Consider the following 25,434-nt stretch of genomic DNA (forward strand, 5'->3'; position numbering starts at 1 on the left):
TTAATTGATAAGCCCTGACTTAATAAGTCAGGGCTTTTTCATGTCTAAAATTCAAGCTGAATTGTTGATTTATTCGCAATATTCTTCTGCTTATAAACGGATTTTTCAGCAATAATAATGCTGCCACAATGCTTCCCATCGAAATAATCCACAAAACGATGAGGAAAACATGACAATCCCTGCCTTTGGTTTAGGTACTTTCCGCCTGCAAGACGATGTTGTAATTCATTCCGTAAAGACAGCACTGGAACTGGGTTACCGTGCCATTGACACCGCTCAAGTCTATGAAAATGAGGCTGCTGTTGGCCAAGCTATCGCTGAAAGTGGCGTAGCGCGTGATCAACTTTTTATTACCACTAAGATTTGGATCGAAAACCTCTCAGCTGAAAAACTGATACCGAGCTTGCAGCAAAGCCTGTCAAAACTACGTACTGACTATGTCGATCTTACTTTGATTCACTGGCCATCTCCTGGTGCTGCAGTCTCAGTGAAAGAGAGCATGCAGGCATTGATGGCCGCTAAAGAGATGGGTCTGACACGACAAATTGGGATATCAAACTTCCCGATTGCTCTGATGAAAGAGGCGATTGAAGCGGTGGGTATTGAAAATATCGCTACGAACCAGATTGAGCTGCATCCTTTCCTACAGAACCGTGAGGTCGTCGAGTTTGCAAAACAGCAGGGGATGCATATCACCTCTTATATGACGCTAGCTTACGGTGAGGCACTGAAGGATGGCACGATTCAGGCTATTGCACAAAAGCATCAGGCAACGCCTGCACAAGTTGTTCTGAGTTGGGCGATGCAGTCAGGATATGCCGTCATTCCTTCATCAACCAAGCGTGAAAACCTGGCCAGTAATATGGAGGCTGCTCGCGTTAAGCTTGATGCAGGAGATATGGTGCAAATCGCGGCCTTGGATCGCCAGCAGCGTTTAGTTAGCCCAGAAGGATTGGCGCCAAACTGGGATTAAGTCACAAAACCATCAGCCCTGCATTCGCCAGGGCTGATGATTAACCCATTCACTGAGAAAATCGATAAATGCGCGTACGCGCTGACTGACACCAAGATCGCTGTAGTAAACCGCATTAAAAGGCATTTCCACGGGCACGCGCTGATCTGCCAATACCTCGATAAAGGTTCCATCCGCAATTTCGCTATCGACCATGTAATCAGACAGGCAAGCGATGCCCTGATCATCAAGGCACAGTTGTTTGATAGTTTCACCACTATTCGAGGACATTCCCGGCTCAATGTCATAAAGATCACGGCCATTATCTGAAATTGGCCAGCGGTTTAAACGCAATGGTTCCACAAAGCCGAGACATTCATGGTGAGCAAGGTCAGCAGTGGAAGTGGGAACGCCATACTTTGCTAAATATGACGGGGTCGCTACCAGCTTGCGATAGCTAATAAACAGCAAGCGCGCCCGTAACGTTGAGTCGATCAGATTACCTGCGCGAATGGCCACATCGACCTTACGTTCGATCAGATTGATAAAACTCTCAGATGAAATCAGCGACAGGTTAACGTCAGGATAACGCTCTCGAAAGGGTTTAATCATGGGGAGAATCAAATGCAGTATGACCGGTGTAGCGGCATCAATGCGCAGCACCCCTTTTGGTGCTTGCTGACGCTCCATCAACTCATTCTCGGCAGTAGACATCTCCTGCATCAGTTTTTGCACGCGTCGGAAGTAGTGCTCACCTTCATGTGTCAAAGCGAGTTGCCGCGTTGTGCGCGTAAGCAATGCCACACCCAATTTGTTCTCAAGCTTTTTCACTGTGCGGCTAACGGCGGAATTGGCCATCTGTAATTGCTCGGCGGCTCGGCTAAAACTGCCGCTTTCTACTACAGCAATAAAGACTTTTAACTCATCTGATGACGCTTTCATTATGCTCTCCACAGCAAAAGTCTATTCTTACTTTGCACCTTTTTGTCATTAAAGCATGAGTCGATAATGACGCCCATCAAAACATTCTTGGGAGTCAATCATGCCACTTGCACTCTGGGCGCTTACCATCAGTGCCTTCGCTATCGGAACCACCGAATTTGTTATCGTGGGTCTGATCCCTACAATCGCAGAACAACTCAGCATCACACTGCCTTCAGCAGGTATGCTGGTTTCTATCTATGCACTGGGTGTCGCGGTCGGTGCACCTGTACTCACCGCTTTAACTGGAAAGCTGCCGCGTAAGCAGTTGCTCATGGGTCTCATGGTGCTCTTCACGGCCGGCAATTTGGTGGCCTGGTTGGCTCCCAACTATGAGACGCTGGTGATTGCGCGTTTGCTCACGGGGCTGGCACATGGCGTCTTCTTTTCTGTGGGGGCGACGATTGCGACGAACTTGGTCAGTAAAGAAAAAGCGGCGAGTGCCATTGCAATCATGTTCGGTGGCTTAACCGTAGCACTGGTCACCGGTGTACCTCTGGGCACCTTGATTGGTCAGCACTTTGGCTGGCGTGAAAGTTTCCTTGCGGTTTCGCTGTTGGGTGTCATTGCATTGCTCAGCAGTATGATTCTGGTACCGCGTAATATTGCGCAACCTCCTGTTACCACACTGGCACAACAAGCTCGTGTGATGCTCAACCCACGCCTGTTACTCATATATACCATCACGGCGCTGGGCTATGGTGGCGTATTCACGGCTTTCACTTTTCTGGCGCCGATGATGCAGTCATTGGCTGGGTTCTCGCCTTCCGCTGTGAGTGTCATCTTGCTGGGATACGGTATTTCCGTGGCTATCGGTAATATTTGGGGCGGCAAATTGGCTGACCGTCATGGCGCCGTGTCTGCATTAACGCTGATCTTTGCTGCATTGGCCGTATTGTTGCTGCTGTTTCAGTTTACCGCCAGCTCGCACTATATGGCGTTGGTGACAGTTTTGGTGATGGGAATTTTTGCTTTTGCTAACGTGCCGGGACTACAGGTGTATGTGGTGCAAAAAGCAGATTCCTATGCGCCAGGTGCAGTTGATGTGGCTTCAGGTCTGAATATTGCGGCTTTTAACATTGGTATCGCGCTGGGCTCATTAGTGGGGGGACATATCGTTGAGCACTACGGTTTGGCTCAAACGCCTTGGGTCGGTGCGGTAATCGTGTTTTTCGCACTATTACTGGTACGATTGAGCGGTCATCTTGACAAGTCGCGTGCAGAATTAGCGACAGAGTAGAGCAACAAAAAACCGCCAGATGAACTAAATCCCGAAAGTTGGATATCCAACAAGTAGGGCTTTTTGCTTCAATTTGCTGTGAAGCAAATTCCGACAATGAAGAACATCAATTGAAACCCCGCACTAAAATCCCTATAACTATCAGGTGAAGTTGTAGTCGTAAATCAGCCAGGCGGGAAAGTGCGAAAGAAAACTTATGCAATGCGTTATGTAGCGGGGCAGCCTGCTGAGCGGATATTTCCGCCAGGGGCGATGTTGCATCTAGGGCAGGCGCTGCCGCCCGGCGCACCCTTACCTGCGGACCCAGCATTGCGGGTTTTAGTCTGGAATATCTTCAAGCAGCAGCGTGCAGACTGGATGTCAGTGCTACAGGGTTTTGGTAAGGATGCCCATCTGGTGCTGCTGCAGGAAGCACAAACCACACCTGAGCTTGTCAAATTTGCCACGAGTAACTATCTGGCGGCCGACCAGGTTCCAGCCTTTGTGTTGCCCCAGCACCCTTCGGGCGTCATGACGTTGGCTTCTGCACATCCAGTCTATTGCTGCCCGCTGCGGGAACGCGAACCCTTGCTGCGGCTGGCAAAATCAGCGTTGGTGACGGCATATCCTCTCCCGACGGGCGAAATGCTGATGGTAGTAAATATCCATGCAGTAAATTTCAGCCTCGGAGTGGATGTCTATAGCAAACAGCTAGGACCCATTGGTGAGCAAATTCAGCACCATCGCGGGCCTGTTATCATGGCCGGGGATTTTAACGCCTGGAGTCGCCAGCGTATGAACGCGCTCTATCGTTTTGCCGAAGAGATGGCCTTACGTGAAGTCAACTTCACGGACGACCACCGACGTAAAGCCTTTGGTCGCCCGCTGGATTTTGTCTTCTACCGAGATATGAACGTTAGTGAAGCCTCGGTGTTAGTGACTCGGGCGTCCGACCACAATCCACTACTGGTAGAGTTTACACCCGGCTTTGTTCGCTAATCTTCAATGAGCGCAATAGCTCGAACTGGCGATGCGGAGTCGTGAGCAATGCGCAGCGGCAAAGCGATAAAGGTAAAACGAGGCGGCAATAAATGCAGATTTGCCAGGTTCTCAATAATCAGTTTGTCATTGCCAAGCACCTCCAGATGGACGGGATTACCCTCGTTTGCGAATGCATCTAATGAGAGTGCGTCAGTGCCAAATACCTGCACGCCTTTTAGAATCAAATAGGTTGCCCCTTCCGCTGAGAGTCCGGGCCAGTCTTGCAAAAAGGCGCTGTGCTCGGGTTTAAGCGCCCATTTTTCGTGCCAGCCTGTACGAAAAATCACAATATCATCAGCTTCAATCTGGCCGAACTCTTGTTCCCATCTTTGAATCTCTTCTACACCAAATGTATTACGAGGGGCGATACTGCGCATATCCAGCAACAGGCCACGGCCAATGAGTTGGCGCACGTCTATTTGTTCAATGGTTTTACCCCCTTCAATAAAATGTGAGGGTGAATCCACATGGGTACCGCAGTGGTCCCCCATCACCAACTGACAGTTGTAGTTACCGTCCCCACCTTGGTAGCTTTCGTTATCTGCCACAGTAAATTTAGGGTGCGTTGGCCACACTGGCATGCTGATTTGATGCAAGTGGTTGAGTTCAACCAGTTTGCTGTTGCGAAGTTGCGTCCATAAATGGGTCATTTGATTCTCACTTCTTCACGTTTACGGTTTCTTTGAGCAGGGCGAGCGGAATGCATGAAAGCAGCAGCATGCCAACAATGACGAGATAGTGAACGCTAAAGCCCCAGGTATGAATAATCCAACCACTCACGGGCGCAACTAAGATACCCGCGATGCCGACAGCCAGACCAATCATCAAGCCGAGACTCGAAGCTGCAGCATGTGGTGATGAGTCAATCAACAGCGCATAGGCCACTGGGTAAGGTGAATTGCGGAACACTCCCCAGAAAATTAAAATTGCCCAAGCCAGTGTGGCTGAGTGGATAAAAATGCACAGTGTGCAAGCGAGAATCCAACCGGCAATAATGAACGTCAGGGAGGTTTTGCGTCCGCGTTTATCGGAGAAGCTTCCCCAGGCAATTTGTCCGATCCAACCTGTGATACCCGAAGCACCAGAGATAATCGCGGCGGTAGAGAGATCCAACCCTACTTCGCGTGTGAGCTGCAGTGTTAAGAAGTTAGCAATGCCCATTTCTGCCCAGATAAAACCAAATACCAAAGCAATTGCCATCAGGCAGTTGCGATTTTTTAAGCAGCTAAATGAATTTTTCAGGCTCGATTTTTGCGGTTTAGCTTCGATAGGCCGAGTTAACTTATTTTCATCGATCCAATTGAACACGCGTTGATGGTTCTTTTTGGTGCCGATAATGAGCTGTAGCACCACAATCACCAGCCCAATGAGAGGAATGAAAAGAAAAGCATGACGCCAGTCACCGAACATCAGGATGGCAGCAATCAGTACGGGGCCGAGGAACTGCCCAAGTGGGAAGCCGGTGTGATGAACGCCAATCGCAAACCCTCGGTTCTCTTTCTGCCACCATTCTCCTAGCAACGCGACATTAATGGGTTCTGAGCCGCCCGTTCCCATACCCATGAATATGCGAAGCGCCTGGAAGGCACCCAGCGTCTTACAGAATGCGGTCGCCACGCCTGAGATGATTTCCACCAAAACCGCAAGACACCAGCTGTAGCACCGACGGTAGCCGCTCCCCATGTAATCAGAGAGCAGACCGAAAAGAACGGCGCCGGAGAGGGTTCCAAAGAAGCTCAATGAGTTTATCCAGCCTGCCTGGACTTCACTTAAATTGAAATCCTTCATAATGGCTGGCAGCAGGGTAGGAAGGATGATGCGATCGATGGAGTTCATTAATATTGCCAGTGTCGTAATGACCAGCATCGCCCAGGAAAGAGGGTGGGCACGCGGCAGCCAACTCGATTTTTTCGTCGCTGTATTCTGCTGTGGTGTTGAATTTTTTTCGTCAGCACTCAGCTGCTCATTCAAGCTATCACTCATCATCAACCCTTTTCCAACTGATGGTTACAAGCCGCGTTGGCACAACATTCCAGCGGCGCAATACGCAAGTTTTTGTAACATTTAAGCTACCTAAATTGCGTCTTTTGTTAACCTTGTCGGGCGTGGTCTACCATACAAGAATTGTCAGGTGGTTATTTGAGCAATATCACGCGCAAGGGTTTTTAATCGGGATTAAAGCCGTAAGGAATAGAGCAGGAAGAAGAGGAAAGAGGATAGAAAATGAAAAAGGCTGACAAAAGTCAGCCTTTTCGGAGCATTAAGTATCAGGTGTTGCGCTATTCTTCACAAACAGCGTGAGCTTATCGCCCGGCTGGATGTCTTTAGCGTCACTGTTCCAGCGCATAACGTCTTGTGTGTTCACACCATGACGTTTTGCAATACTGGCAAAAGAATCACCCTTACGTACACGGTAGGTGATGCTGTTGCCGTTATCAGCCAGCTGCGTTGCTTTGCCGCCAACGGTCAACTTCTGACCGATGCGTACTGAAGCACTGCGCAGGTTGTTCTGCTGTTTCAGTGCACTGACGCTTACGCCAAGCTTGTTAGCAATTGCTGACAAGGTGTCGCCTTTACGTACCGTGTAATTATCTCCTGCTGCACTGGCTTTCGCCATTTCAGTAGGCTGCACGGAAGCAATATCACCGGAAGCCAGTGAATTGCGTAGCTTAGCAACGTTGGACTTTGGCACCATAATGTAGTGCGGTCCATTTGGCGCAGTGGTTCCGTTTTTATAACCGGCATTGAAGCTCTTCAACTTGTTGAGCGACATACCCGCCATATCTGCGGCCTGCGTCAGTTCAATTTGCTGTCCCACTTCCACGCGTGCTAAAGCACGGCTTTCGTTCGGGGTAGGCAACTTGATACCGTACTGCTTGTTGTTCTTGAGAATTTCACTCAAGGCCAACATCTTAGGTACGTAGACCGTGGTTTCGCGTGGTAACGATAAATGCCAGAAGTCAGTCGGCTTGCCGCGCGCCTTATTCTGTTTCATCGCTTTCAGCACACGTCCTTCACCGCTGTTATAGGCAGCGACTGTTAATAACCAGTCACCGTCAAACATACCGTTCAGACGCTGCATCATATCCAGCGCAACTTTGGTCGAGGCCACCACATCGCGGCGCCCGTCGTACCATTGGTTTTGTTTCAAACCATAGTTTTTGCCCGTTTGTGCAACAATCTGCCAGATGCCAGCGGCATTCGCAGAAGATGTTGCATGTGGGTCAAAAGCGCTCTCCACTATGGGTAGCAGTACCAGTTCCATCGGCATTTTACGTTTCTGTATCTGCTCGACTATCCAGTACATGTACGGCTCTGCCCGTAATGTTACATCGTGGAGATAGCTCTTATTTCTTAAGTACTTTGTTTTTTGTTCGCGGATCCGGGGGTTTTCCGGAATCCCCATCTTCAACTCGTCACTAATGTGATTCCAGAGATCAGTATCTTCTGCGAGGCTTGTTCCATCATCCTGCCATCGCGGCGACAACAATCGATCTCCGTACTTTCCATTTTCACCTTGACCAGCTGAAGACAGGCTCTGTGCATGCTGTACGGGGATATTGGCGTCATTCCTTGATGCCTGACATCCTACCAGCAAGACTGAGGCGAGTAAGATCGCTTTAGCCTTCATGTGTGTGTCAATAGTTCGCTTAAAAGACGAGCAACTATACGTTAGGGGTCCACACAACACAACCAGAAATATCAATAACGGTCTTTCTTCTCGCGTAGATCGGCAAATGTTTGCCATAACGGCGACGATGCTACATTAGTCCCTAAAGCCTTTTGTAAATCAGCATCTTGCGTACGGAGAAATAAATTTATTTCCCTCTCTAACGCCAATTTTGTGGGCAAAGTAATGTGATTTTCTGCACGTAAGTCCTTAATTTGCTGATACCTTGCCAAAATTTTCGGGTCATGGGGCAGAATAGCCGCAGCAAACTTCATATTGGATAAAGTGTACTCATGTGCACAGCAAATCAGGGTGTCCGCAGGGAGCTGGTTAAGCTTTTGAAATGAATTGAACATTTGCTCTGCGGTGCCCTCAAAGAGACGTCCACAGCCACCTGAAAACATCGTATCGCCGCAGAAAAGATAAGGTGAACTGAAATATGAGATATGTCCTAAAGTGTGTCCGGGTGTTGCGATGACACGGAAATTTAGCCCAAGCAGCGTAAATTTATCCCCTTCAGCGATAATGCGTTTTGCCCCTTTTTCCTGGGTTTCTGCTGGGCCGAAAACGTCGATATCAGGGTAGTGCTGCAGCAATTCTGCGACCCCACCAACGTGATCGTGATGATGATGGGTGAGCAAAATAGCAACGGGTTTCCAGTGGTTAACCCTGATTTTATCCAGTACTGGTTGGGCTTCACCGGGATCGACAATCAAACAATTTTTATCATCGTCAGTCAGTGTCCAGATGTAGTTATCCTGCAATGCGGGAATGCTGGTAAGATTCATAAACACCTCTCAGGTCGTAGAATAAGGATGATGGTAGAGCATGAAGCCAGCTAAAACACGCCAGATTCTCACTGCGCCGCGCTCTTGGCGCGACATGCCATGGGGAGACTATTTTCGTGATGCGCTCACTCAGCAGTTACAGCCATACCTTGGAAAGCTTTATGGCTTTCATATGCTTAAACTTGGCAGCCTTAGCGCAGAAATCAATACCCGTCAGTGTGCCATATCGCATCAAGTGAATGTGGGCATTGAGGGCGATGACCTACAGGTGATTGCCAACACGACGCAATTACCCTTTGAAGCGAAATCTATCGATGCCTGTTTATTGGCACATACCCTGGCATGGAGTCAGGATCCGCACCGCGTGTTGCGGGAGGTGGATCGTGTATTGATTGATGACGGATGGATGATTATCAGCGGCTTTAATCCGTTTAGCCTGTTGGGGATCAGTAAAGGTATTCCCGGCTTGTACAAGCGAGCGCCATGGAGTGGGCGTATGTTCAGCCAGACGAGATTGCTTGATTGGCTCAGTTTGCTGAATTATGAAGTGGTGTACCGCACTCGTTTTCAGGTAGTGCCATGGCATCGACAAGGAGGAAAGGTCATCAGTGCGCATCTGCCGGCGCTGGGGTGCCTCAACATTGTGGTGGCACGTAAAAGAACCTTCCCTTTAACGCCCACCAAAATGAAGAAGAGCCCAAGCAAAGCGCAACTGCGACAAACGGTTAACGCTACACGCCAGTTTCGCGAAGTGAAGGATCAGGATTCGACCTGATAACCGATATCATCCATCGTTGGGTTACCGGCGGCACTGCGCGCCAGTTCGTCACAGCGTTCGTTTTCCGGGTGGCCGGCGTGACCCTTTACCCACTCCCACTGGATCTCGTGCGTGCTTAATGCCAGATCCAGCCGCTTCCACAGATCGACATTTTTCACCGGTTTTTTATCAGCAGTTTTCCAGCCACGTTTTTTCCAGTTATGAATCCAGGTCGTAATGCCCTGACGCACATATTGGCTATCGGTGCTGAGCACCACGGAACAGGGCTGAGTCAACGCCTCAAGTGCGACAATTGCTGCCATCATTTCCATGCGATTATTGGTGGTGAGGCGATAACCGGTGCTGAACTCTTTTTCATGTGCACCATAACGTAAAATGGCGCCGTAGCCGCCAGGGCCGGGATTACCGAGGCAGGATCCATCGGTGAATATTTCTACCTGTTTGCGCATCTCTGGTAGACTTCCTTCTGACAAAACGCCAAGTCTGACATAAAACGAGTCCTATGAGCACTGCAAATAACCGCCAGATCGTCCTCGATACAGAAACCACCGGCATGAATATGATCGGTGTGCACTATGAAGGACATCGCATCATTGAAATCGGTGCCGTTGAGGTGATTAACCGTCGCCTGACCGGCAATAATTTCCATATGTACCTCAAGCCCGATCGTCTGGTGGATCCGGAAGCGTTTGGCGTTCACGGTATTGCGGATGAATTCCTCGCCGATAAACCGATGTTCGCTGACATCGCTGATGAATTCCTTGAGTATATCCGCGGTGCGGAACTGGTGATCCACAACGCCTCGTTCGATATCGGCTTTATGGACTACGAGTTCGGCATGTTGAAGCGGGGTATAGGCAAAACCGATACGTTCTGTCAGATCACCGATAGCCTGGCGATGGCGCGCAAGATGTATCCGGGCAAGCGCAACAGCTTAGATGCACTATGCAACCGCTACGAAATTGATAACAGCAAACGTACGCTACACGGCGCTTTGCTCGATGCCGAGATTCTGTCGGAAGTCTTCCTGATGATGACGGGTGGTCAGACATCGCTGGCCTTTTCACTGGATAGTGAGCATAGCGGCCAATCGGGTGGCGATAATATTCAGCGTATTGCGCGTCCGAGTTCAGGGTTACGCGTAGTCAACGCCAGCGACGAAGAAATGATGGCACATGAAAGCCGTCTGGACTTAGTGCTGAAAAAGGGTGGCAGTTGCCTGTGGCGAGCCTGATACAGCTGATTTTGCGTGTAAAAGCGGCAGTGAGATGAAAAAAACGGCAAACGAATCATTCCCCTAGAAAAAGCGTTGACGGAGGGTGAGGCTGCCATTAATATTCGCCTCGTTCTCGACGGGGAACAAAGCGCGGAGCGGTAGTTCAGTTGGTTAGAATACCTGCCTGTCACGCAGGGGGTCGCGGGTTCGAGCCCCGTCCGTTCCGCCAATCATTAAAGAAGCCGATGCAGAAATGCATCGGCTTTTTGCTTTTCCAGTCCCAGCATAAATGCTTGAGTGACCCTACATTTTTCGCTGCGGTTTTTGTAGGGTACGCATTCATGCGTACCGGGTTAAATACGCACACATTGGCTTAAGTGAGCGATATTACGCCATTAATAGCGGCCAACTCATTAATCTTTCTGTACCGCCACTTTCCCAGGATAGGCTGCAACAGAGCCCTCAAGGTCGGCGCGCGCCAACCAGCGATAACAGCCTGCACCCAAAGCCACACCGATAAACCAGCTAAAATTGGCAACGGCATGCAGCGATGGAATAAAGCTGATCACCAAACCAATCCCCACCGACGGCAGCAGGGCGGCAATCGCTTTAGGATTGAAACCTCCGCGATACCAATAACGTCCTTTCGGCGTGTCATCAAACAGATCATCGACATAGACTTTGCTGCGTTTAATCAGGTAGAAGTCAGCCACCAAAATGCCAAATAGCGGCCCGATAAAGGCACCCAGCACATCCAGGGTGTAATGAATCAATTCCGGAGACTGAAACAGGTTCCACGGCGTCAGCAGCACCGAACCCACTGCCGCGATCATGCCACCGGTACGGAAACTGATTTTCTGTGGCGAGCAGTTAGAGAAGTCAAAGGCCGGGGAGACAAAGTTTGCGACGATATTGATACCGATGGTGGCGATGATCATCGTCAGCAGGCCAATCGCCACCGCGACATCGTTACCGACCATACTCACTGTTTCAATCGGATCAGTGATCATTCTGCCAAACAGTGACTGCGTACCGGAAACGATTACCACGGTAACAATAGAGAACAGCAGGAAGTTAAACGGCAGGCCCCAGCGGTTGCCGCGACGAATCTCACCCATGTTTTTACCGTAGCGGGAGAAGTCACCAAAGTTGAGAAGCGGCCCAGAAAAATAAGACACCACTAATGCGGTTGCGGTGATCATCTGCCAGGTTTGTTCACCGGTGCTCAGTTGCTTGCTGGCCAACGTGAAAGAGATACCGTCAAAGCCGGTTTTGTATACAATCCAACCCGCCAGCGCCACCATCACCACATAGACTGCCGGACCGGCCACATCGATAAAGCGTTTAATGGCGCTCATGCCATGCCAGAACACCATGGCCTGCAGCAACCACATCACCCCGAAACAGCACCAGCCAAGCTGCGATAAGCCTAACCAGCTGCTTTGGGTCATGCTGCTTAAAGAAGGGAAGAACTTCAGTAGCACCAGCATCAGTGCGTTGGCAGCCAGATAGGTTTGAATACCGTACCAGGCGAAGGCAATTAATCCGCGAATCACCGCGGGAATGTTGGCGCCAAACACGCCAAATGCCTGACGTGAGATAACCGCATAGGGTACGCCGGCCATCTGGCTAGGTTTCGCCACCAGATTGGCGCACAGCTGCACTATGCAAATCCCCACCAGCAAGCACAACAGCACCTGCCAACTCGCCAATCCTAGAGTAAAGAAGCTGGCAGCCACCACATAGCCGCCCATGCTGTGCACATCGGACATCCAGAAAGAAAAAATGTTGTACCAGGACCAGTTTTGGTCACGTGTCGGGGCCAGATCCTCGTTGCACAAGCGCGGACTATAGTGGGCGTTGGCTCCAGAGGCCACCCCGGAGGTCACTTCAGAATGATTTGGCATGAAACCTGCTCCTCTAACGACATGGGAAAAATAATCACTGCGTGAAACGGTGTTGCAGGATCCAGGCCAAAATTGATTTCTTGTATACAAAAAATTAATTTCACGTATACGATGTGCCATGCACAGTCACTTGCCGGAGCAGGTAATGAAGAGCGAAACAGGCCAGAAAACGGCTGCCGATCTGAATGATCGCGACGAACCCATCTATCAAGCGTTGCTAAACGCCATTGTCGAACATCAGCTACCGCCGGGCAGCAAATTGCCGGAAGAGGCATTGTCAGAGGTATTTGGCGTCAGCCGAACCGGCATTCGGAAAGTGTTGCAACGCCTCGCTGCGGTGCAAATGATCACGCTGTCGCCCAGACGTGGTGCACAAGTGGCGACGCCGGGCGTGGAGGAGGCACGCGATATCTTTGCCACGCGCAGTTTGTTGGAGTGCGCTAACTTGCCTGGCGTTCTCACTCATCTCCAGCCACCGCATCTTGCTGCGCTGAGTACCTTAATAGATGAGGAGCAGCAGGCTCATGAACAACACGATGGGGCTGCCGCCATTCGTTTATCTGCCGCTTTTCATATTCAGTTGCAGGCGATTTCTGGCAATCAAGTGCTGACCGATATGGTGACACGACTGACGCAACGCTCGTCGTTGGTGATTGCGGCCTACGGTGCGCCGTGGCAACGCGGTTGCCGTTGTGATCATCATGATCGTCTGGTGGCGTTGCTGCGGCAAAAAGATCTCCCTGCACTCACTCATGCTTTGCAGCATCACTTTGAACACATCGTGACCAGCCTGCACTTCGAGCGCAGTGGCGAAACGCTGCCAGATTTCTCCCGGTTATTTTCCGGTCATAAAGGAGCCGCATCATGACGTTGATTCAGGTAATTAACCCTAATACCAGCGTGGCGATGACGGAAACCATCGGCGCTGCCGCCCGTGCCGTGGCCGCACCAGGCACTGAAATTCTGGCGGTATGCCCCAGCCAAGGCGTGCCCTCTATTGAAGGCCACTTTGATGAGGCGATTGCGGCGGTGGGCGTGCTTGAACAGGTCAAACGTGGCAAAGCACAGGGCGTCAGCGGTCATGTGATTGCCTGTTTTGGCGACCCGGGGCTGCTGGCAGCGCGTGAACTGGCGAGCGGCCCGGTGATCGGCATTGCTGAAGCGGCGATGCATACTGCGACCTTGGTGGCCACGCGATTCTCCATTGTCACCACGTTGCCGCGTACCTTGGTGATCGCTCGCCATTTATTGCAGCAATATGGATTTACCCATCACTGCGCCGCGCTGCATGCCATCGATTTACCGGTATTGGCTCTGGAAGATGGCAGCGGCGTGGCGCAAGAAAAAGTGCGCCAGCGCTGTATTGAGGCGAAACGAGAAGATGGCAGCGGCGCGATTGTACTGGGCTGTGGGGGAATGGCTTCACTGGCCCAGGAACTCACCAAAGAGCTGGGCATGCCGGTGATTGATGGTGTTAGTGCGGCAGTCAAAATGGTGGAGTCGCTGGTGGCGCTGGGCTTTGGCACCAGCAAACATGGCGATCTAGATTATCCGATTGAAAAACCGCTCAGCGGCGCATTTCAGCACCTAAACTAAGGGCTGGTTGAGGACTGACTAAGGAATTTGCAGAATGAGTGATGTATCTGAAAAGAAAGAGTACAGCTTCAACAAAAACTATCCGCGTGATCTTATTGGTTATGCGAATCACCCCCCACATGCACAGTGGCCGGGTAAAGCCAAAGTGGCGGTGCAGTTTGTCCTTAATTACGAAGAGGGCGCGGAAAATAACGTGCTGCATGGCGACGCCGGTTCGGAGCAATTCCTTTCCGACATCATTGGCGCAGCCAGTTATGCCGATCGCCATATGTCGATGGATTCACTGTATGAGTACGGTTCACGTGCCGGTTTTTGGCGCATTCATAATGAATTTCAGAAGCGTGGATTGCCGTTAACGGTATTTGGTGTCGCGATGGCGCTGGCTCGTCATCCCGAGATCGTCGAGGCGATTAAAACCGCCGAATACGATGTCGTCAGCCACGGCTGGCGTTGGATCCATTATCAATCGATGGATGCGAAAACCGAACGCCAACATATGCAGCAGGCGGTCGATGTGCTGCGCGATCTTTTTGGTAAAGCACCCACCGGCTGGTACACCGGCCGAGATAGTCCGAATACTCGCCGTCTGGTGGTAGAGCAGGGCGGCTTTAGTTATGACAGCGATTACTACGGTGATGATTTGCCTTTCTGGACGCAGGTGACCTGTCAGGATGGGACGGTGAAGCCGCATTTGATCATTCCCTACACGCTGGAATGTAATGACATGCGTTTTGCCTCACCGCAGGGCTTCAATACCGCTGAGCAGTTCTTTGTCTATCTGCGCGATACCTTCGACGTGTTGTATGAAGAGGGCGACACCGCGCCGAAGATGATGTCGATTGGTATGCACTGTCGTTTGCTCGGGCGCCCAGGAAAATTCCGCGCCTTACAGCGCTTCCTCGATCATATTCAGCAGCATGACAACGTGTGGATCTGTACGCGCCAGCAGATAGCTGAGCACTGGATGGAAACGCATCCCGCACCTGCTGTTTAACATCGCGCGATAAATCGCGCCGCTACCGGATGGTGTTAATGGCCAGTGGCGAACTTGAATGTTCGCACAGGGTAGCGGCGCAACCTATGGAATGGTGTCCAACTTTTGGGGTTCACCTCACCTATTGCGCATCAGACCGCAGTCAGAAAGCAGCAGTCACGCGCGCAAATCGCTCGGCTACGACATTAAACTCACCTGTGCGGCCACAATGCGCCAACCACAGGGTAATCTCACCCAGGTTTGCTGCTGGCGACCTATTTTCTCCACGCCTTCGCGGGTGAACTCGGTACTGCACACGGCATAATCATCACCAAAGGTGGTGATCACCGTATTGCGCAGCGTTCGATCCAACCCTTTCGATGGCCGGGCCGAGCGAAACGCACGGATCTCATCAATGCCATACAGATTCTCGCCCGCACCCAAGCGCACGGTGCGATCGTCATGCCAGAACAGCTCATCCAGCACATCAACATTGTTGCTCACCAGCGCTTCTTCGTAGCGGTAAAACGCCGTGGTGACTTCAGCCAGTACAGCGGGACGGTCAATATGTTCAGGTGTCATTTTAAGCATCCATTAACGTGGTTTGCGGCAGTGTGATTCCCTGCTGCTGCAATGCCCAGGCAGCGCGCAACGCCAAATGTTCTTTGAAGGGTGCCGCGATCAATTGCAGGCCTATCGGCAATCCACTGGCCGTTTGCAGGGGAACGGTGCACACCGGCAAACCCAGGAAAGAAATCGGTTGAGTGAGCATGCCCATGCTGGCACGAGTCGGCAAATCCTGACCGTTGATATGCATCGTCTCTTGCCCGATGGTGGTTGCGGTGCACGGCGTGGCAGGTGCAATCAGCACATCAAATTGTTCAAATAGCGGCAACACTTGCTGCTGGAAGTGACGACGGAAGCGCTGTGCCTGCACATACCAGGCTGAGGGTAACATGGCTCCTGCCAGCAGGCGCTCGCGTGAGTTAGGTTCAAACTGCCCCGGCATGTTGCGCAGTGCAGGCAAATAGTGATTCCCACCTTCTGCTGCGGTCAGGATGAAGGCTGCTGATCGGGCCATTTCCGCATTGGGTAAGGTGACTTCTTCTTGGGCATTCAGCGCTTTTGCCACTGTCGCGACGGCTGAGCGTGCTTCATCGCTGCACCATGTTGAGAAGAAGCCGCCCAGCACTGCACTGCGAATGCCTTCTGCGCCTTGGGATAATTCATCACTGACGGTGGCCAAGGGTTGTGCGGACTGAAAGGCATCTTGGGCATCACGACCTTGCAGTGCGTCATAAACCAGACTCAAATCCTCTACTGTACGGGCGAAGGGACCGATATGATCGAGACTGGCGACAAAGGGATGACTGCCGCTGCGCGACAAACGGCCAAAGGTCGGTTTCAGCCCATAGATACCACACAGCGAAGCGGGAACACGGATTGAACCGTTGGTATCCGTGCCGAGCGAGAAATGTACCAGCCCCGCCGCGACGGCGGCAGCCGAACCGCCCGACGATCCCCCTGCGACTCGGCTCAAATCACGAGGATTACGTGTCGCACCGTAATGAGTATTTTCAGTGGTAAAACCATAAGCGTAAGCATCCATATTGAGCATGCCAGAGAGCAGGGCGCCAGACTGACGCAGTTGACTGACCGCCCACGCATCTTCACGTGCAGCAGCACGCTCGCTAAACAAACTGGCACCGGCCAGGGTACTGTGTCCGGCCACATCAAACAGGTTTTTCACCGCATACGGTATGCCTGCCAACACTGGCTGGTGCTCACCACGTTGTCTTTTTAAATCAACCTGTTCTGCCTCACGCAGCATGCGCTGGCCTGTGACTTCAGTCCAGGCGTTGAGTGCAGGGTTATGCCGCTCAATGGCATTCAGCGTTTGCTCTGCCACATCACGCGCCAAAATATCACCCTGGCTGATCGCCTGGTTTAAGGCTTTGATCGAAAGCGAGGCCAGTTTCATGGATGAAATACCCCCGCGACTTCCAGCCTGTCATCGAGGGGCAATGACATCAGTGGCTCAGCCATGGCAGCAATACGGTTGAACTGAGTCAGCAATTCGGCACGGCGTGCATCATCCAGTTCCAGCGCCAAAATCTGCTCCATCTGGGCGATATACGCGGCCCAATCAAGTTGTGTCTTCACTGAAACCTCCATTAGAAACCGGCAGCGCTGCCGTTGCTACGCGGGTCGAACGCGCCTTCCAGCATGCCGTTGTTGTGTCTGATGATGGCGCCAGCATGGCCAACCACTTCGCTGTAATCGGGCAGCAACTCCACTTCATGTCCGAGTTGGCGCAGCTGCTCTATGGTTTGAGGCGCGAAGCGAGATTCCAGTTTGAGTGAATCCGAGGATTGGCCCCACGTACGTCCTAGCAACCAGCGCGGTGCGCTAACGGCCTGCTGTAGCGGTTGCCCCTGAATAACATGTCGGGTAAAAATGGCGGCCTGAGTTTGTGGCTGGCCATCACCGCCCATCGAGCCATACACCATGGTGCGGCCATCTTTCAGGCGAGCGGCGGCAGGATTAAGGGTATGGAACGGTTGTTTGCCCGGCTCCAGCGCCAGAAGATGGCCCGGCTGCAAGCTAAATGCAGCTCCCCGGTTTTGCCACGTGATGCCGGTGCCCGGCAGCACCACACCGCTACCAAATTCGTGATAGATGCTCTGAATAAACGAAACGGCCAGCCCGCTGCTGTCCATCACGCCCATCCATACGGTATCGCCAGGGCCGCGCCCGGTGCCCCATGGCGCAGCCTGTTGGTCATTTACCTGTGCCGCGAGGGCAGAAAGATGTGGTGCATTCAGCAGATCCTGCACATTGAAGTCGATGTGGCGTGGATCGGTGATGTGCTTGTCGCGCAGTGCGAAGGCTTTTTTAGTGGCTTCGACGATGCGGTGTACCGTTTGCGCTTCATCCGCTTCCGCCATATTTAGCCGGTCGGTGATGCCGAGGATCGCCAGTGACACCAGCCCTTGTGTGGGAGGCGTCATATTCCAGATGTCACCTTCACTGTGTGCCAGGTGCAAGGGTGTGCAGCGGCGCGCTTGCTGTTTCTGTAGATCTTCCAGCGTCACGGGCATACCCAGCGCGCTCATTTCTCGCGCCAGATGATGCGCCAACTCGCCACGATAGAAGCTCTCTAATCCTTGTTCACTCAGCACACTGAGCGTATTGGCGAGGGCTGGCTGGGTAAAGCGGCTCCCCGCGACAGGCACGGTGCCGTCTGGCAAGAAGGTCGCAGCGAAGCCGGGTTGATCGAGCAACTCATGTTGCTTTGCTGCAGTGGCCGCAGCCTGCGATGCAGTAACAGGAATACCATCGGCAGCATAGCGAATGGCGTCACGCAGTAAACGAGCTAACGGCAAGGGGGCTGAGCCAAGTTCTTCAGCCAGGGTTAGCGCCTCCTGCCAGCCGCTCACTGTCCCTGCCACGGTCAACGCCGCCTTGGGGCCGCGATGCGGAATGTGACTTTCACCATGATAGAAATCAAGGTGCGCCAGTGAGCCGGCTGCGCCGCTGGCGTCGATAGCGACAGGGTCACCTTGTGGCGGTACCACCAGCCAGAAGCCATCTCCACCCAACCCGTTCATGTGTGGATAGACCACCGCGATAGTGGCCGCGGCCGCTACCATGGCTTCAATGGCATTACCGCCTTCTCGTAGCACGGCCAGTGCGCTCTCACTGGCGAGATGATGTGGGGTGACGGCCATGCCCAGCGGGGCCATGTTGCTCTGTATCATAGTGAACTCTTCATTATTAATTCTTTTGTAGCGGTGCGATTCATCGCGCAATAAATTGTGTCGCTACAAATCCGTGCAAGGACTCAAGCAAGAGCCGTTCCAATTTTGGTCCGGCATCAATCTGGATCGATTTGTGCTAGCTTGTGATGAAACGAAAGTTACAGGACCGATGATGAAACAGCTTGATGAACGACTACGCAGTCATTACCCGCAACTGTCGCCGCAAGAGCAGCGCATTGCCGACTTTGTGTTTGACCATTTTGATGATCTGATCAGCTATAACAGCGCAGAGCTGGCAAGGCTGAGCGGGGTTTCAAAAGCGACGGTGAGCCGCCTGTTTAAGCGTCTGGGCTATGAAAAATACAAAGATATGCGTGATGAGCTGCGCGTGCTGCGCCAGAGCGGTATGCCGCTCACGGACAATCGCGACGCAGTTCAAGGCAATACCTTGTTGTCACGCCATTACAAGCAGGAGATGGCGAATCTGACACAGTGGGTGAATAGCATTGATCCACAACACTTTGGTGAAGTCATACAGGCGTTGGGTAGTGCTAAACGGGTCTTTATCATTGGTATGCGTAACGCTTATCCCGTGGCGCTGCACTTACGTCAGCAGCTGATGCAAGCGCGCCCACAAGTCTACGTGCTGCCACAGCCCGGTCAGACGCTGGGGGAAGAGCTGGTGGATATCACTCCGGAAGATATGGTGGTGGTGATGGCCTTCCGTCGGCGCCCTCGTATTATCCGCCCACTCATGCAGCAGTTGCAGCAGAGCAACATCCCAGTACTGGCGCTGTGTGAGCCGCAGGCGCAGGGGATTATCACTCTGGCGCAGTGGCAGTTATGTGCACCGCTGGACAGCGTCTCCGCCTTTGATAGCTATGCTTCCGCGATGAGTCTGATCAATCTGCTGGCCAACGCGCTGCTGCATGAAATGTTGACGCAAGGGCGTCAGCGTATTCACCAAATCGCCGATCTCTATCAGCATCTTGATGAGTTAGAACACCGATAGTGGGCACCATTTTGGTGCTTTGCACTTTTTTTGATCACCACTGTTAACGGGCATCTGGCCCGTTTTATCTCCTAAACCTCTGCGGTTATCTATTTTCCCTCGCGTTAATGCCTTGGCACTTCGGTTGGCACATTAGTTGCAAATCAATTAATCAAGAATCTTTTGTTTCACGAAAACTCACCGGGGTGCATAATGAAAAAAGTTTTACTGGCAGTCGCAGGCGCAGCATTGCTGATGGCACAGGTTGGTAGTGCGATGGCCGACCAACTGCAGGATATTCAAAAACGTGGTGTTATTCGTGTCGCCGTGCCACAGGATTTTCCGCCGTTTGGTTCAGTCGGCACGGATTTACAGCCGCAAGGCTATGACATCGACATGGCCAAGTACCTGGCCAAACAGATGAAACTGAAGTTGCAGCTGGTCCCTGTTTCCAGTGCCAACCGCGTGCCGTATCTGCAAACCGATAAAGTGGATCTGGTGATTTCTAGCATGGGCAAAAACGCTGAGCGTGAAAAGGTGATCGATTTCACTCGCGCCTATGCACCGTTCTTCCTTGGCGTGTTTGGCCCGAAAGGCGAAACCTTGAAAGATGCGGCCGCGTTAAGCGGTAAATCCATCGGCGTCACGCGCGGTGCGGTGGAAGACATGGTGCTGAGCGACATTGCACCAAAGGATGCGCAGGTGAAGCGTTATGAAGATAACAACACCACGCTGTCGGCCTATCTTTCTGGTCAGGTGCAGTATGTCGCAACCGGTAACCTCGTGGTGGCTGCGATTGCACGCCAGAACGCAGAAAAAGCACCGGTGCCGCAGTTCATGCTGAAAGATTCCCCGTGTTTTATCGGTCTGAAGAAAGATGAGCCGGCGCTCAAGGACAAAGTAAATGCGTTGATTGAGCAGGGCATCAAAGACGGTACGCTGAACAAGTTGTCAGAAGAGTGGCTGAAAGCCCCACTGCCAGCCAACCTCGGCGCATAACGCAATGATTGGGCAACTCAATTTTGCAGACCTCTGGCCGCACTGGCCAGAGTTACTGGCAGGGCTGTGGGTCACGATTCAGATAACGGTTCTCGCCACGGTGGGTGGGGTGAGTCTGGGAATTCTTGGTGCGGCACTGCGCAGCGGCAAACCGAGCTGGGCGAGTCGCATCTGGGGCGTTTATGTCGAGCTGATCCGTAATACGCCATTTGTGGTACAGCTGTTTTTTATCGTCTTTGGTTTGCCCAATCTTGGTCTGAAACTGACGGCGGGCGAAGCAGCGCTGCTGGCGATGTTGATTAACCTTGGCGCATACAGCACTGAAATTATCCGCGCCGGCATTCAGGTGACGCCGAAGGGGCAGTGGGAAGCGGGCCGTGTACTGGGGTTGACCCGTACGCAGACCTTTATCCGCGTGGTGCTGCCGCCGTCGCTGCAACGTATTTATCCGGCGCTGGTCAGCCAATGCATCATTGTGATGCTCGGTTCATCGGTGGTGTCGCAGGTGTCATACGAAGAGTTGACCTTCGCCGCCAACCTGATTCAGTCGCGTACTTTCTTGAGTTTTGAAGTCTATCTGGTGACCACGCTGATTTATCTGGCGTTGTCGATTGCCATGCGACAGCTGCTGCTGGCGCTGGGGCGTAAATGGTTTGGAGCGCAGCCCGCATGACAACCTTTACTGACTGGGACATCCTGCGCAACCTGCTGCTGGCGGCGCGCTGGACGATTTTACTGTCGCTGGTGGCCTTTTTCGGCGGCACGCTGGTGACCTTACCGCTGCTGTTTCTGCGGTTGTTAAAGCGTCCCTGGCTGACGCGCCTGATTCGCTGCTACACCGAACTGTTTCAAGGCACGCCGTTGTTAATGCAGCTGTTTCTGGCCTTCTTTGGCGTTGGACTGTTTGGCATTGACGTAGCGCCCTGGACCGCCGCTTCGCTGGCATTAACCTTCTACACCAGCGCATTTTTGGTGGATATCTGGCACGGCAGTATTCGCGCCTTGCCCAAAGGTCAGTGGGAAGCGTCTCGCTGCCTTGGACTGAGTTTTGGTCAAACGCTGTTTCGTGTGGTGGCGCCGCAGGCGATCCGTATCGCCATCGCGCCCACGGTGGGTTTTGCCGTGCAGGTGATCAAAGGCACTGCGCTGGCATCGATTATCGGTTTCGTCGAGCTGACTAAAGCCGGCACCATTTTGAACAACGTGACGTATCAGCCCTTCAAGGTCTTTGGCCTGGTGGCGCTGGGTTACTTCCTGATGTGTTATCCGCTGTCGCGTTACAGCCAGTACCTGGAGAAAAAATTCAATGCCGCTCATCACCATTAATCAGGTCCAGAAGTACTACGGCGATAACCACGTTCTGAAAGGCGTCGATCTGGATATCGACAACGGCGAGGTGATTTCGATCATCGGCCGCAGCGGATCCGGCAAAAGTACCTTACTGCGCTGTATGAATGGGCTGGAAGGCTATCAGGATGGCAGCATCAAACTCGGCGGCATGACGATTACCGACCGCGAATCTCAGGCACGTGAAATCAGCCGTTCAGTTGGCATGGTGTTCCAGAACTTCAACCTGTTCCCGCACATGACCGCGCTGGAAAACGTGATGCTGGCACCGCGTCGGGTGCTGAAGAAAAGTGAAGCCGAGTGCCGCGAACTGGCGACGCAGATGCTGGAGAAAGTCGGTCTCGGCGAACGCATCAACTACTATCCGGCCAATTTATCCGGTGGTCAGCAACAGCGTGTGGCGATCGCCCGTGCGCTGGCGATGCAGCCGAAAGTATTACTCTGTGATGAGATCACCTCGGCACTCGATCCTGAGCTGGTGGGCGAAGTGCTGAAAGTACTGGAGCAGCTGGCTGCCGAGGGTATGACGCTGATCCTCGTCACTCATGAAATGAACTTCGCCCGTGATGTGGGCGATCGCGTGGTGTTTATGCATCAGGGACGCGTCTGGGAGCAGGGCGACAGCAAAACGCTGTTTGCCAACCCGCAGACCGCCGAGCTTAAACAGTTTATCTCCACTGTCCGTCTTTAAGTTTTCAAAAGGAATAGCACATGGATATCAGTCAGTTTTCGCAAATTAATCCACCACAACGCCTGCTGATGGGACCCGGTCCTATTAACGCCGATCCGCGTGTCCTGCGCGCCATGTCGAGCCAGCTGCTGGGGCAGTACGATCCGGCGATGACACACTACATGAATGAAGTGATGGCGCTGTATCGTGGTGTATTTCGTACCGAAAACCGCTGGACCATGTTGATTGACGGCACCTCGCGCGCCGGTATCGAAGCGATTCTGCTCTCGGCTATCCGTCCGGGCGACAAAGTGCTGGTGCCGGTGTTTGGCCGCTTTGGTCATCTGCTGTGTGAAATTGCCCGCCGCTGCCGTGCCGAAGTACACACCATTGAAGTGCCGTGGGGCGAAGTGTTCACCCCTGACCAAATTGAAGACGCGATCAAAAAAGTGCAGCCACGCCTGCTGCTGACGGTGCAGGGTGATACCTCCACTACCATGCTGCAGCCACTGGAACAACTCGGTGCCATCTGCCAGAAATATGGCGTGCTGTTCTATACCGATGCCACCGCTTCACTGGGCGGTAACGCGCTGGAAACCGATGCCTGGGGACTGGATGCGGTCTCTGCCGGCATGCAAAAATGCCTTGGCGGCCCATCGGGCACTTCACCAATCACGCTCAGCCCGCAGATGGAAGCGGTGATCCGCAAACGTAAGTGTGTGGAAGAGGGCATCCGCACTGCGGATCATCAGGATGGCGATGACGAGATGATCTACTCCAACTATTTCGATCTCGGCATGATCATGGATTACTGGGGCCCGGAGCGTCTTAACCATCATACCGAAGCCACCACCGCGCTGTTTGGTGCACGCGAATGCGCACGATTGATGATGCAGGAAGGGCTGGATAAAGGGATTGCACGTCACAAGTTGCATGGCGAGGCGATGCTGAAAGGCATTCAGGGCATGGGCCTTGAAACCTTTGGTGATCTGAAACACAAGATGAACAACGTACTCGGCGTGGTCATTCCGCAGGGCGTGAATGGCGATCAGGTACGCAAATTGGTGCTGGAAGATTTTGGTATTGAGATCGGCACCTCCTTTGGTCCGCTGCACGGCAAAGTGTGGCGCATCGGCACCATGGGCTACAACGCGCGCAAAGATTGTGTGATGCAAACCCTGAGCGCGTTGGAAGCGGTGTTAAACCATGTTGGCTTCCGTTCGACACAAGGCGCGGCGATGCAGGCAGCGTGGGATCATTACGGGAGCCACGCATGAGCAATAGCCTGATGACCGCCAGCGAGGCGCAATCCGCCGCCGCCCGCGTCATGGCGCGCTGCGATGCCCTCGCTGAGATCAGTGAAAACGAAGAGGGTTTGACGCGAGTTTACCTGTCTCCCGAACAATTACGGGCCAATGCCCGCGTCGCCGAGTGGATGCAGGCGGCGGGCATGACCACCTGGCAGGATGCGGTAGGCAATATCTGTGGGCGTTATGAATCAGCAGAGCCCGGTGCTAAAGCCTTGCTGCTGGGATCGCACCTCGACACCGTACGCAATGCCGGACGCTACGACGGCATGCTCGGTGTGCTCAGTGCGATAGAGACAGTGCAATGGCTGCATGAACGTCAGCAGCGTCTGCCACTGGCTATTGAGATTGTCGGCTTTGGCGACGAAGAAGGTACGCGCTTCGGAATTACGCTGTTGGGCAGCCGGGGTATCACCGGCACATGGCCAGAGAGCTGGCTGGCTCATCCCGATGGTAACGGCACGACTGTCGCGGAAGCCATGCAGGATGTTGGTCTGGATGGCGCAAAGATCATGCAAGCTGCACGCGACGTCAACGACATTGCCGCCTACCTTGAGCTGCATATTGAACAAGGCCCGTGTCTTGAGCAGGAAGATCTGGCGCTGGGCGTGGTCACCGCGATCAACGGTGCGCGTCGCTTGAACTGCTGTTTTGTTGGTGAAGCGGGGCATGCAGGAACGGTGCCGATGACGCATCGTCAAGATGCGCTGGCAGCGGCAGCGGAGTGGATGGTGTTTGTCGAACAGACCACGCGTGAACAAGGGCCGCAGCTGGTGGCGACTGTTGGCACCTTGAGTTGTTTGCCGGGGGCGGTCAACGTCATCCCGGGTGAAGTGCAGCTGTCGCTGGATGTGCGGGGTCCGCAGGACGAACCGCTGGAGCGTCTGCAATCCTTGCTGTTAAACCAGGCTGAAGCGATAGCGAGACGTCGTGGCCTGACATTTACTGCCAACGAATATTACCGCATTGCCGCCACGGCTTGTGACGCACGTTTACAGCAGGCGTTGAGTCATGCAGTAGAAACCGTGCAAGGGCGCAGTCTGTCACTGCCAAGCGGCGCCGGCCACGATGCGATTGCCATTGCAGAACGTTGGCCGGTGGGAATGCTGTTCGTGCGTAATCATCGTGGCATCAGCCATCACCCGGCTGAATCGGTACAAGCTACGGATGTGGCACAGGGCGTGCAGGCTTATGTGCAAGCGGTATGCGATTTGGCGCGTGGTTAAGGGAGTGACAGC

General features: G+C 52.9%; 26 protein-coding genes and 1 tRNA gene. 16 read left to right on the plus strand and 11 right to left on the minus strand.

Features of this window, described 5'->3' with window-relative positions; all coding sequences use genetic code 11:
• Positions 1-169: 169 nt before the first annotated feature.
• The gene (gene dkgB, locus HA51_RS22080) at positions 170-973 is read left to right on the plus strand and encodes a 2,5-didehydrogluconate reductase DkgB (protein ID WP_084936828.1); all 804 of its coding nucleotides are present in this window, start codon (positions 170-172) and stop codon (positions 971-973) included.
• Between the two features lie 12 nt (positions 974-985).
• Here dkgB and yafC read toward each other — a convergent pair whose 3' ends face one another.
• On the minus strand, positions 986-1,894 hold the full coding sequence (gene yafC, locus HA51_RS22085; protein ID WP_084936831.1) for a DNA-binding transcriptional regulator YafC: 909 nt from the start codon (positions 1,892-1,894) through the stop codon (positions 986-988).
• A 100-nt stretch (positions 1,895-1,994) separates the two neighbouring features.
• Between yafC and HA51_RS22090 the strand changes: the two genes are divergently transcribed.
• Together HA51_RS22090 and HA51_RS22095 are read left to right on the plus strand one after the other, a co-directional pair.
• On the plus strand, positions 1,995-3,173 hold the full coding sequence (locus HA51_RS22090) for an MFS transporter (RefSeq protein ID WP_084936833.1): 1,179 nt from the start codon (positions 1,995-1,997) through the stop codon (positions 3,171-3,173).
• Between the two features lie 180 nt (positions 3,174-3,353).
• On the plus strand, positions 3,354-4,151 hold the full coding sequence (locus HA51_RS22095; protein ID WP_084936837.1) for an endonuclease/exonuclease/phosphatase family protein: 798 nt from the start codon (positions 3,354-3,356) through the stop codon (positions 4,149-4,151).
• On the opposite strand, the gene HA51_RS22100 is transcribed toward HA51_RS22095, so the two are convergent.
• The 4 genes from HA51_RS22100 to gloB all read right to left on the minus strand — a co-directional run bounded on the left by HA51_RS22100 (position 4,148) and on the right by gloB (position 8,651).
• A complete protein-coding gene (locus HA51_RS22100) occupies positions 4,148-4,843 on the minus strand; it encodes a cyclase family protein (RefSeq protein WP_084936840.1) in 696 nt (231 codons plus the stop codon). The genes HA51_RS22095 and HA51_RS22100 overlap by 4 nt on opposite strands.
• A 7-nt stretch (positions 4,844-4,850) precedes the next feature.
• Positions 4,851-6,179, minus strand: a complete 1,329-nt coding sequence (locus HA51_RS22105; protein WP_139810720.1) for an MFS transporter — start codon at positions 6,177-6,179, stop codon at positions 4,851-4,853.
• Positions 6,180-6,453: 274 nt separating this feature from the next.
• Positions 6,454-7,824 (minus strand): murein transglycosylase D, encoded by a 1,371-nt coding sequence (gene mltD / locus HA51_RS22110; RefSeq protein ID WP_084936844.1) that lies wholly within the window; start codon positions 7,822-7,824, stop codon positions 6,454-6,456.
• Positions 7,825-7,895: 71 nt separating this feature from the next.
• Positions 7,896-8,651: a hydroxyacylglutathione hydrolase gene (gene gloB, locus HA51_RS22115; RefSeq protein ID WP_084936847.1), complete on the minus strand. Its 756-nt coding sequence runs from the start codon at positions 8,649-8,651 to the stop codon at positions 7,896-7,898.
• A 40-nt stretch (positions 8,652-8,691) separates the two neighbouring features.
• On the opposite strand from gloB, the gene HA51_RS22120 reads away from it, so the two are divergent.
• Positions 8,692-9,426 carry a class I SAM-dependent methyltransferase gene (locus HA51_RS22120; RefSeq protein ID WP_084936849.1) on the plus strand — a complete coding sequence of 245 codons (735 nt, stop codon included), beginning with the start codon at positions 8,692-8,694 and terminating at the stop codon, positions 9,424-9,426.
• Here the strand turns inward: HA51_RS22120 and rnhA are convergent.
• Positions 9,411-9,878: a ribonuclease HI gene (gene rnhA, locus HA51_RS22125; protein ID WP_084936852.1), complete on the minus strand. Its 468-nt coding sequence runs from the start codon at positions 9,876-9,878 to the stop codon at positions 9,411-9,413. The genes HA51_RS22120 and rnhA overlap by 16 nt on opposite strands.
• Positions 9,879-9,931: 53 nt before the next feature.
• On the opposite strand from rnhA, the gene dnaQ reads away from it, so the two are divergent.
• A complete protein-coding gene (gene dnaQ / locus HA51_RS22130; RefSeq protein WP_084936855.1) occupies positions 9,932-10,663 on the plus strand; it encodes a DNA polymerase III subunit epsilon in 732 nt (243 codons plus the stop codon).
• Positions 10,664-10,797: 134 nt separating this feature from the next.
• Positions 10,798-10,874, plus strand: a tRNA-Asp gene (locus tag HA51_RS22135).
• A gap of 184 nt (positions 10,875-11,058) precedes the next feature.
• On the opposite strand, the gene HA51_RS22140 is transcribed toward HA51_RS22135, so the two are convergent.
• Positions 11,059-12,552, minus strand: coding sequence for an NCS1 family nucleobase:cation symporter-1 (locus HA51_RS22140; protein WP_084936859.1), 1,494 nt, complete (start codon positions 12,550-12,552; stop codon positions 11,059-11,061).
• A 145-nt stretch (positions 12,553-12,697) separates the two neighbouring features.
• Between HA51_RS22140 and HA51_RS22145 the strand changes: the two genes are divergently transcribed.
• The 3 genes from HA51_RS22145 to puuE are packed head-to-tail and all read left to right on the plus strand — an operon-like array spanning position 12,698 to position 15,142.
• Complete coding sequence (locus HA51_RS22145; protein ID WP_084936862.1) at positions 12,698-13,420, plus strand: GntR family transcriptional regulator; 723 nt, start codon at positions 12,698-12,700, stop codon at positions 13,418-13,420.
• On the plus strand, positions 13,417-14,148 hold the full coding sequence (hpxA, locus tag HA51_RS22150; RefSeq protein ID WP_084936865.1) for an allantoin racemase: 732 nt from the start codon (positions 13,417-13,419) through the stop codon (positions 14,146-14,148). The genes HA51_RS22145 and hpxA overlap by 4 nt, the downstream gene beginning before the upstream one ends.
• 34 nt (positions 14,149-14,182) lie before the next feature.
• The gene (gene puuE / locus HA51_RS22155) at positions 14,183-15,142 is read left to right on the plus strand and encodes an allantoinase PuuE (protein WP_084936868.1); all 960 of its coding nucleotides are present in this window, start codon (positions 14,183-14,185) and stop codon (positions 15,140-15,142) included.
• Positions 15,143-15,319: 177 nt separating this feature from the next.
• Here the strand turns inward: puuE and hpxZ are convergent, their stop codons facing one another.
• Genes hpxZ through HA51_RS22175 form a run of 4 tightly spaced genes read right to left on the minus strand, consistent with a single transcriptional unit; the run spans position 15,320 to position 18,882 of the window.
• Positions 15,320-15,703, minus strand: coding sequence for an oxalurate catabolism protein HpxZ (hpxZ, locus tag HA51_RS22160; RefSeq protein ID WP_084936871.1), 384 nt, complete (start codon positions 15,701-15,703; stop codon positions 15,320-15,322).
• Position 15,704: 1 nt separating this feature from the next.
• On the minus strand, positions 15,705-17,102 hold the full coding sequence (locus HA51_RS22165; RefSeq protein WP_084936873.1) for an AtzE family amidohydrolase: 1,398 nt from the start codon (positions 17,100-17,102) through the stop codon (positions 15,705-15,707).
• The gene (hpxX, locus tag HA51_RS22170; RefSeq protein ID WP_084936876.1) at positions 17,099-17,296 is read right to left on the minus strand and encodes an oxalurate catabolism protein HpxX; all 198 of its coding nucleotides are present in this window, start codon (positions 17,294-17,296) and stop codon (positions 17,099-17,101) included. The genes HA51_RS22165 and hpxX overlap by 4 nt, the downstream gene beginning before the upstream one ends.
• A complete protein-coding gene (locus HA51_RS22175; protein WP_084936879.1) occupies positions 17,296-18,882 on the minus strand; it encodes a gamma-glutamyltransferase family protein in 1,587 nt (528 codons plus the stop codon). Before HA51_RS22175 ends, hpxX begins: the two co-directional genes overlap by 1 nt.
• A gap of 172 nt (positions 18,883-19,054) precedes the next feature.
• On the opposite strand from HA51_RS22175, the gene hpxU reads away from it, so the two are divergent.
• From hpxU to hpxK, 7 genes are all read left to right on the plus strand, one after another.
• Positions 19,055-19,894: a MurR/RpiR family transcriptional regulator HpxU gene (hpxU, locus tag HA51_RS22180; protein WP_084936881.1), complete on the plus strand. Its 840-nt coding sequence runs from the start codon at positions 19,055-19,057 to the stop codon at positions 19,892-19,894.
• 192 nt (positions 19,895-20,086) lie between these two features.
• A complete protein-coding gene (locus HA51_RS22185; protein ID WP_084936884.1) occupies positions 20,087-20,872 on the plus strand; it encodes a transporter substrate-binding domain-containing protein in 786 nt (261 codons plus the stop codon).
• Positions 20,873-20,876: 4 nt separating this feature from the next.
• Positions 20,877-21,545 carry an amino acid ABC transporter permease gene (locus HA51_RS22190; RefSeq protein ID WP_038648825.1) on the plus strand — a complete coding sequence of 223 codons (669 nt, stop codon included), beginning with the start codon at positions 20,877-20,879 and terminating at the stop codon, positions 21,543-21,545.
• Positions 21,542-22,198 (plus strand): amino acid ABC transporter permease, encoded by a 657-nt coding sequence (locus HA51_RS22195; protein ID WP_045813713.1) that lies wholly within the window; start codon positions 21,542-21,544, stop codon positions 22,196-22,198. Before HA51_RS22190 ends, HA51_RS22195 begins: the two co-directional genes overlap by 4 nt.
• A complete protein-coding gene (locus tag HA51_RS22200; RefSeq protein ID WP_084936887.1) occupies positions 22,179-22,910 on the plus strand; it encodes an amino acid ABC transporter ATP-binding protein in 732 nt (243 codons plus the stop codon). Before HA51_RS22195 ends, HA51_RS22200 begins: the two co-directional genes overlap by 20 nt.
• A 20-nt stretch (positions 22,911-22,930) precedes the next feature.
• On the plus strand, positions 22,931-24,166 hold the full coding sequence (locus tag HA51_RS22205; RefSeq protein WP_084936889.1) for a pyridoxal-phosphate-dependent aminotransferase family protein: 1,236 nt from the start codon (positions 22,931-22,933) through the stop codon (positions 24,164-24,166).
• A complete protein-coding gene (gene hpxK, locus HA51_RS22210; protein ID WP_084936892.1) occupies positions 24,163-25,422 on the plus strand; it encodes an allantoate amidohydrolase in 1,260 nt (419 codons plus the stop codon). Before HA51_RS22205 ends, hpxK begins: the two co-directional genes overlap by 4 nt.
• Positions 25,423-25,434: the final 12 nt, after the last annotated feature.

The organism is Pantoea rwandensis, assembly GCF_002095475.1.
In the GTDB taxonomy this organism is placed as follows: Bacteria; Pseudomonadota; Gammaproteobacteria; order Enterobacterales; family Enterobacteriaceae; genus Pantoea; species Pantoea rwandensis.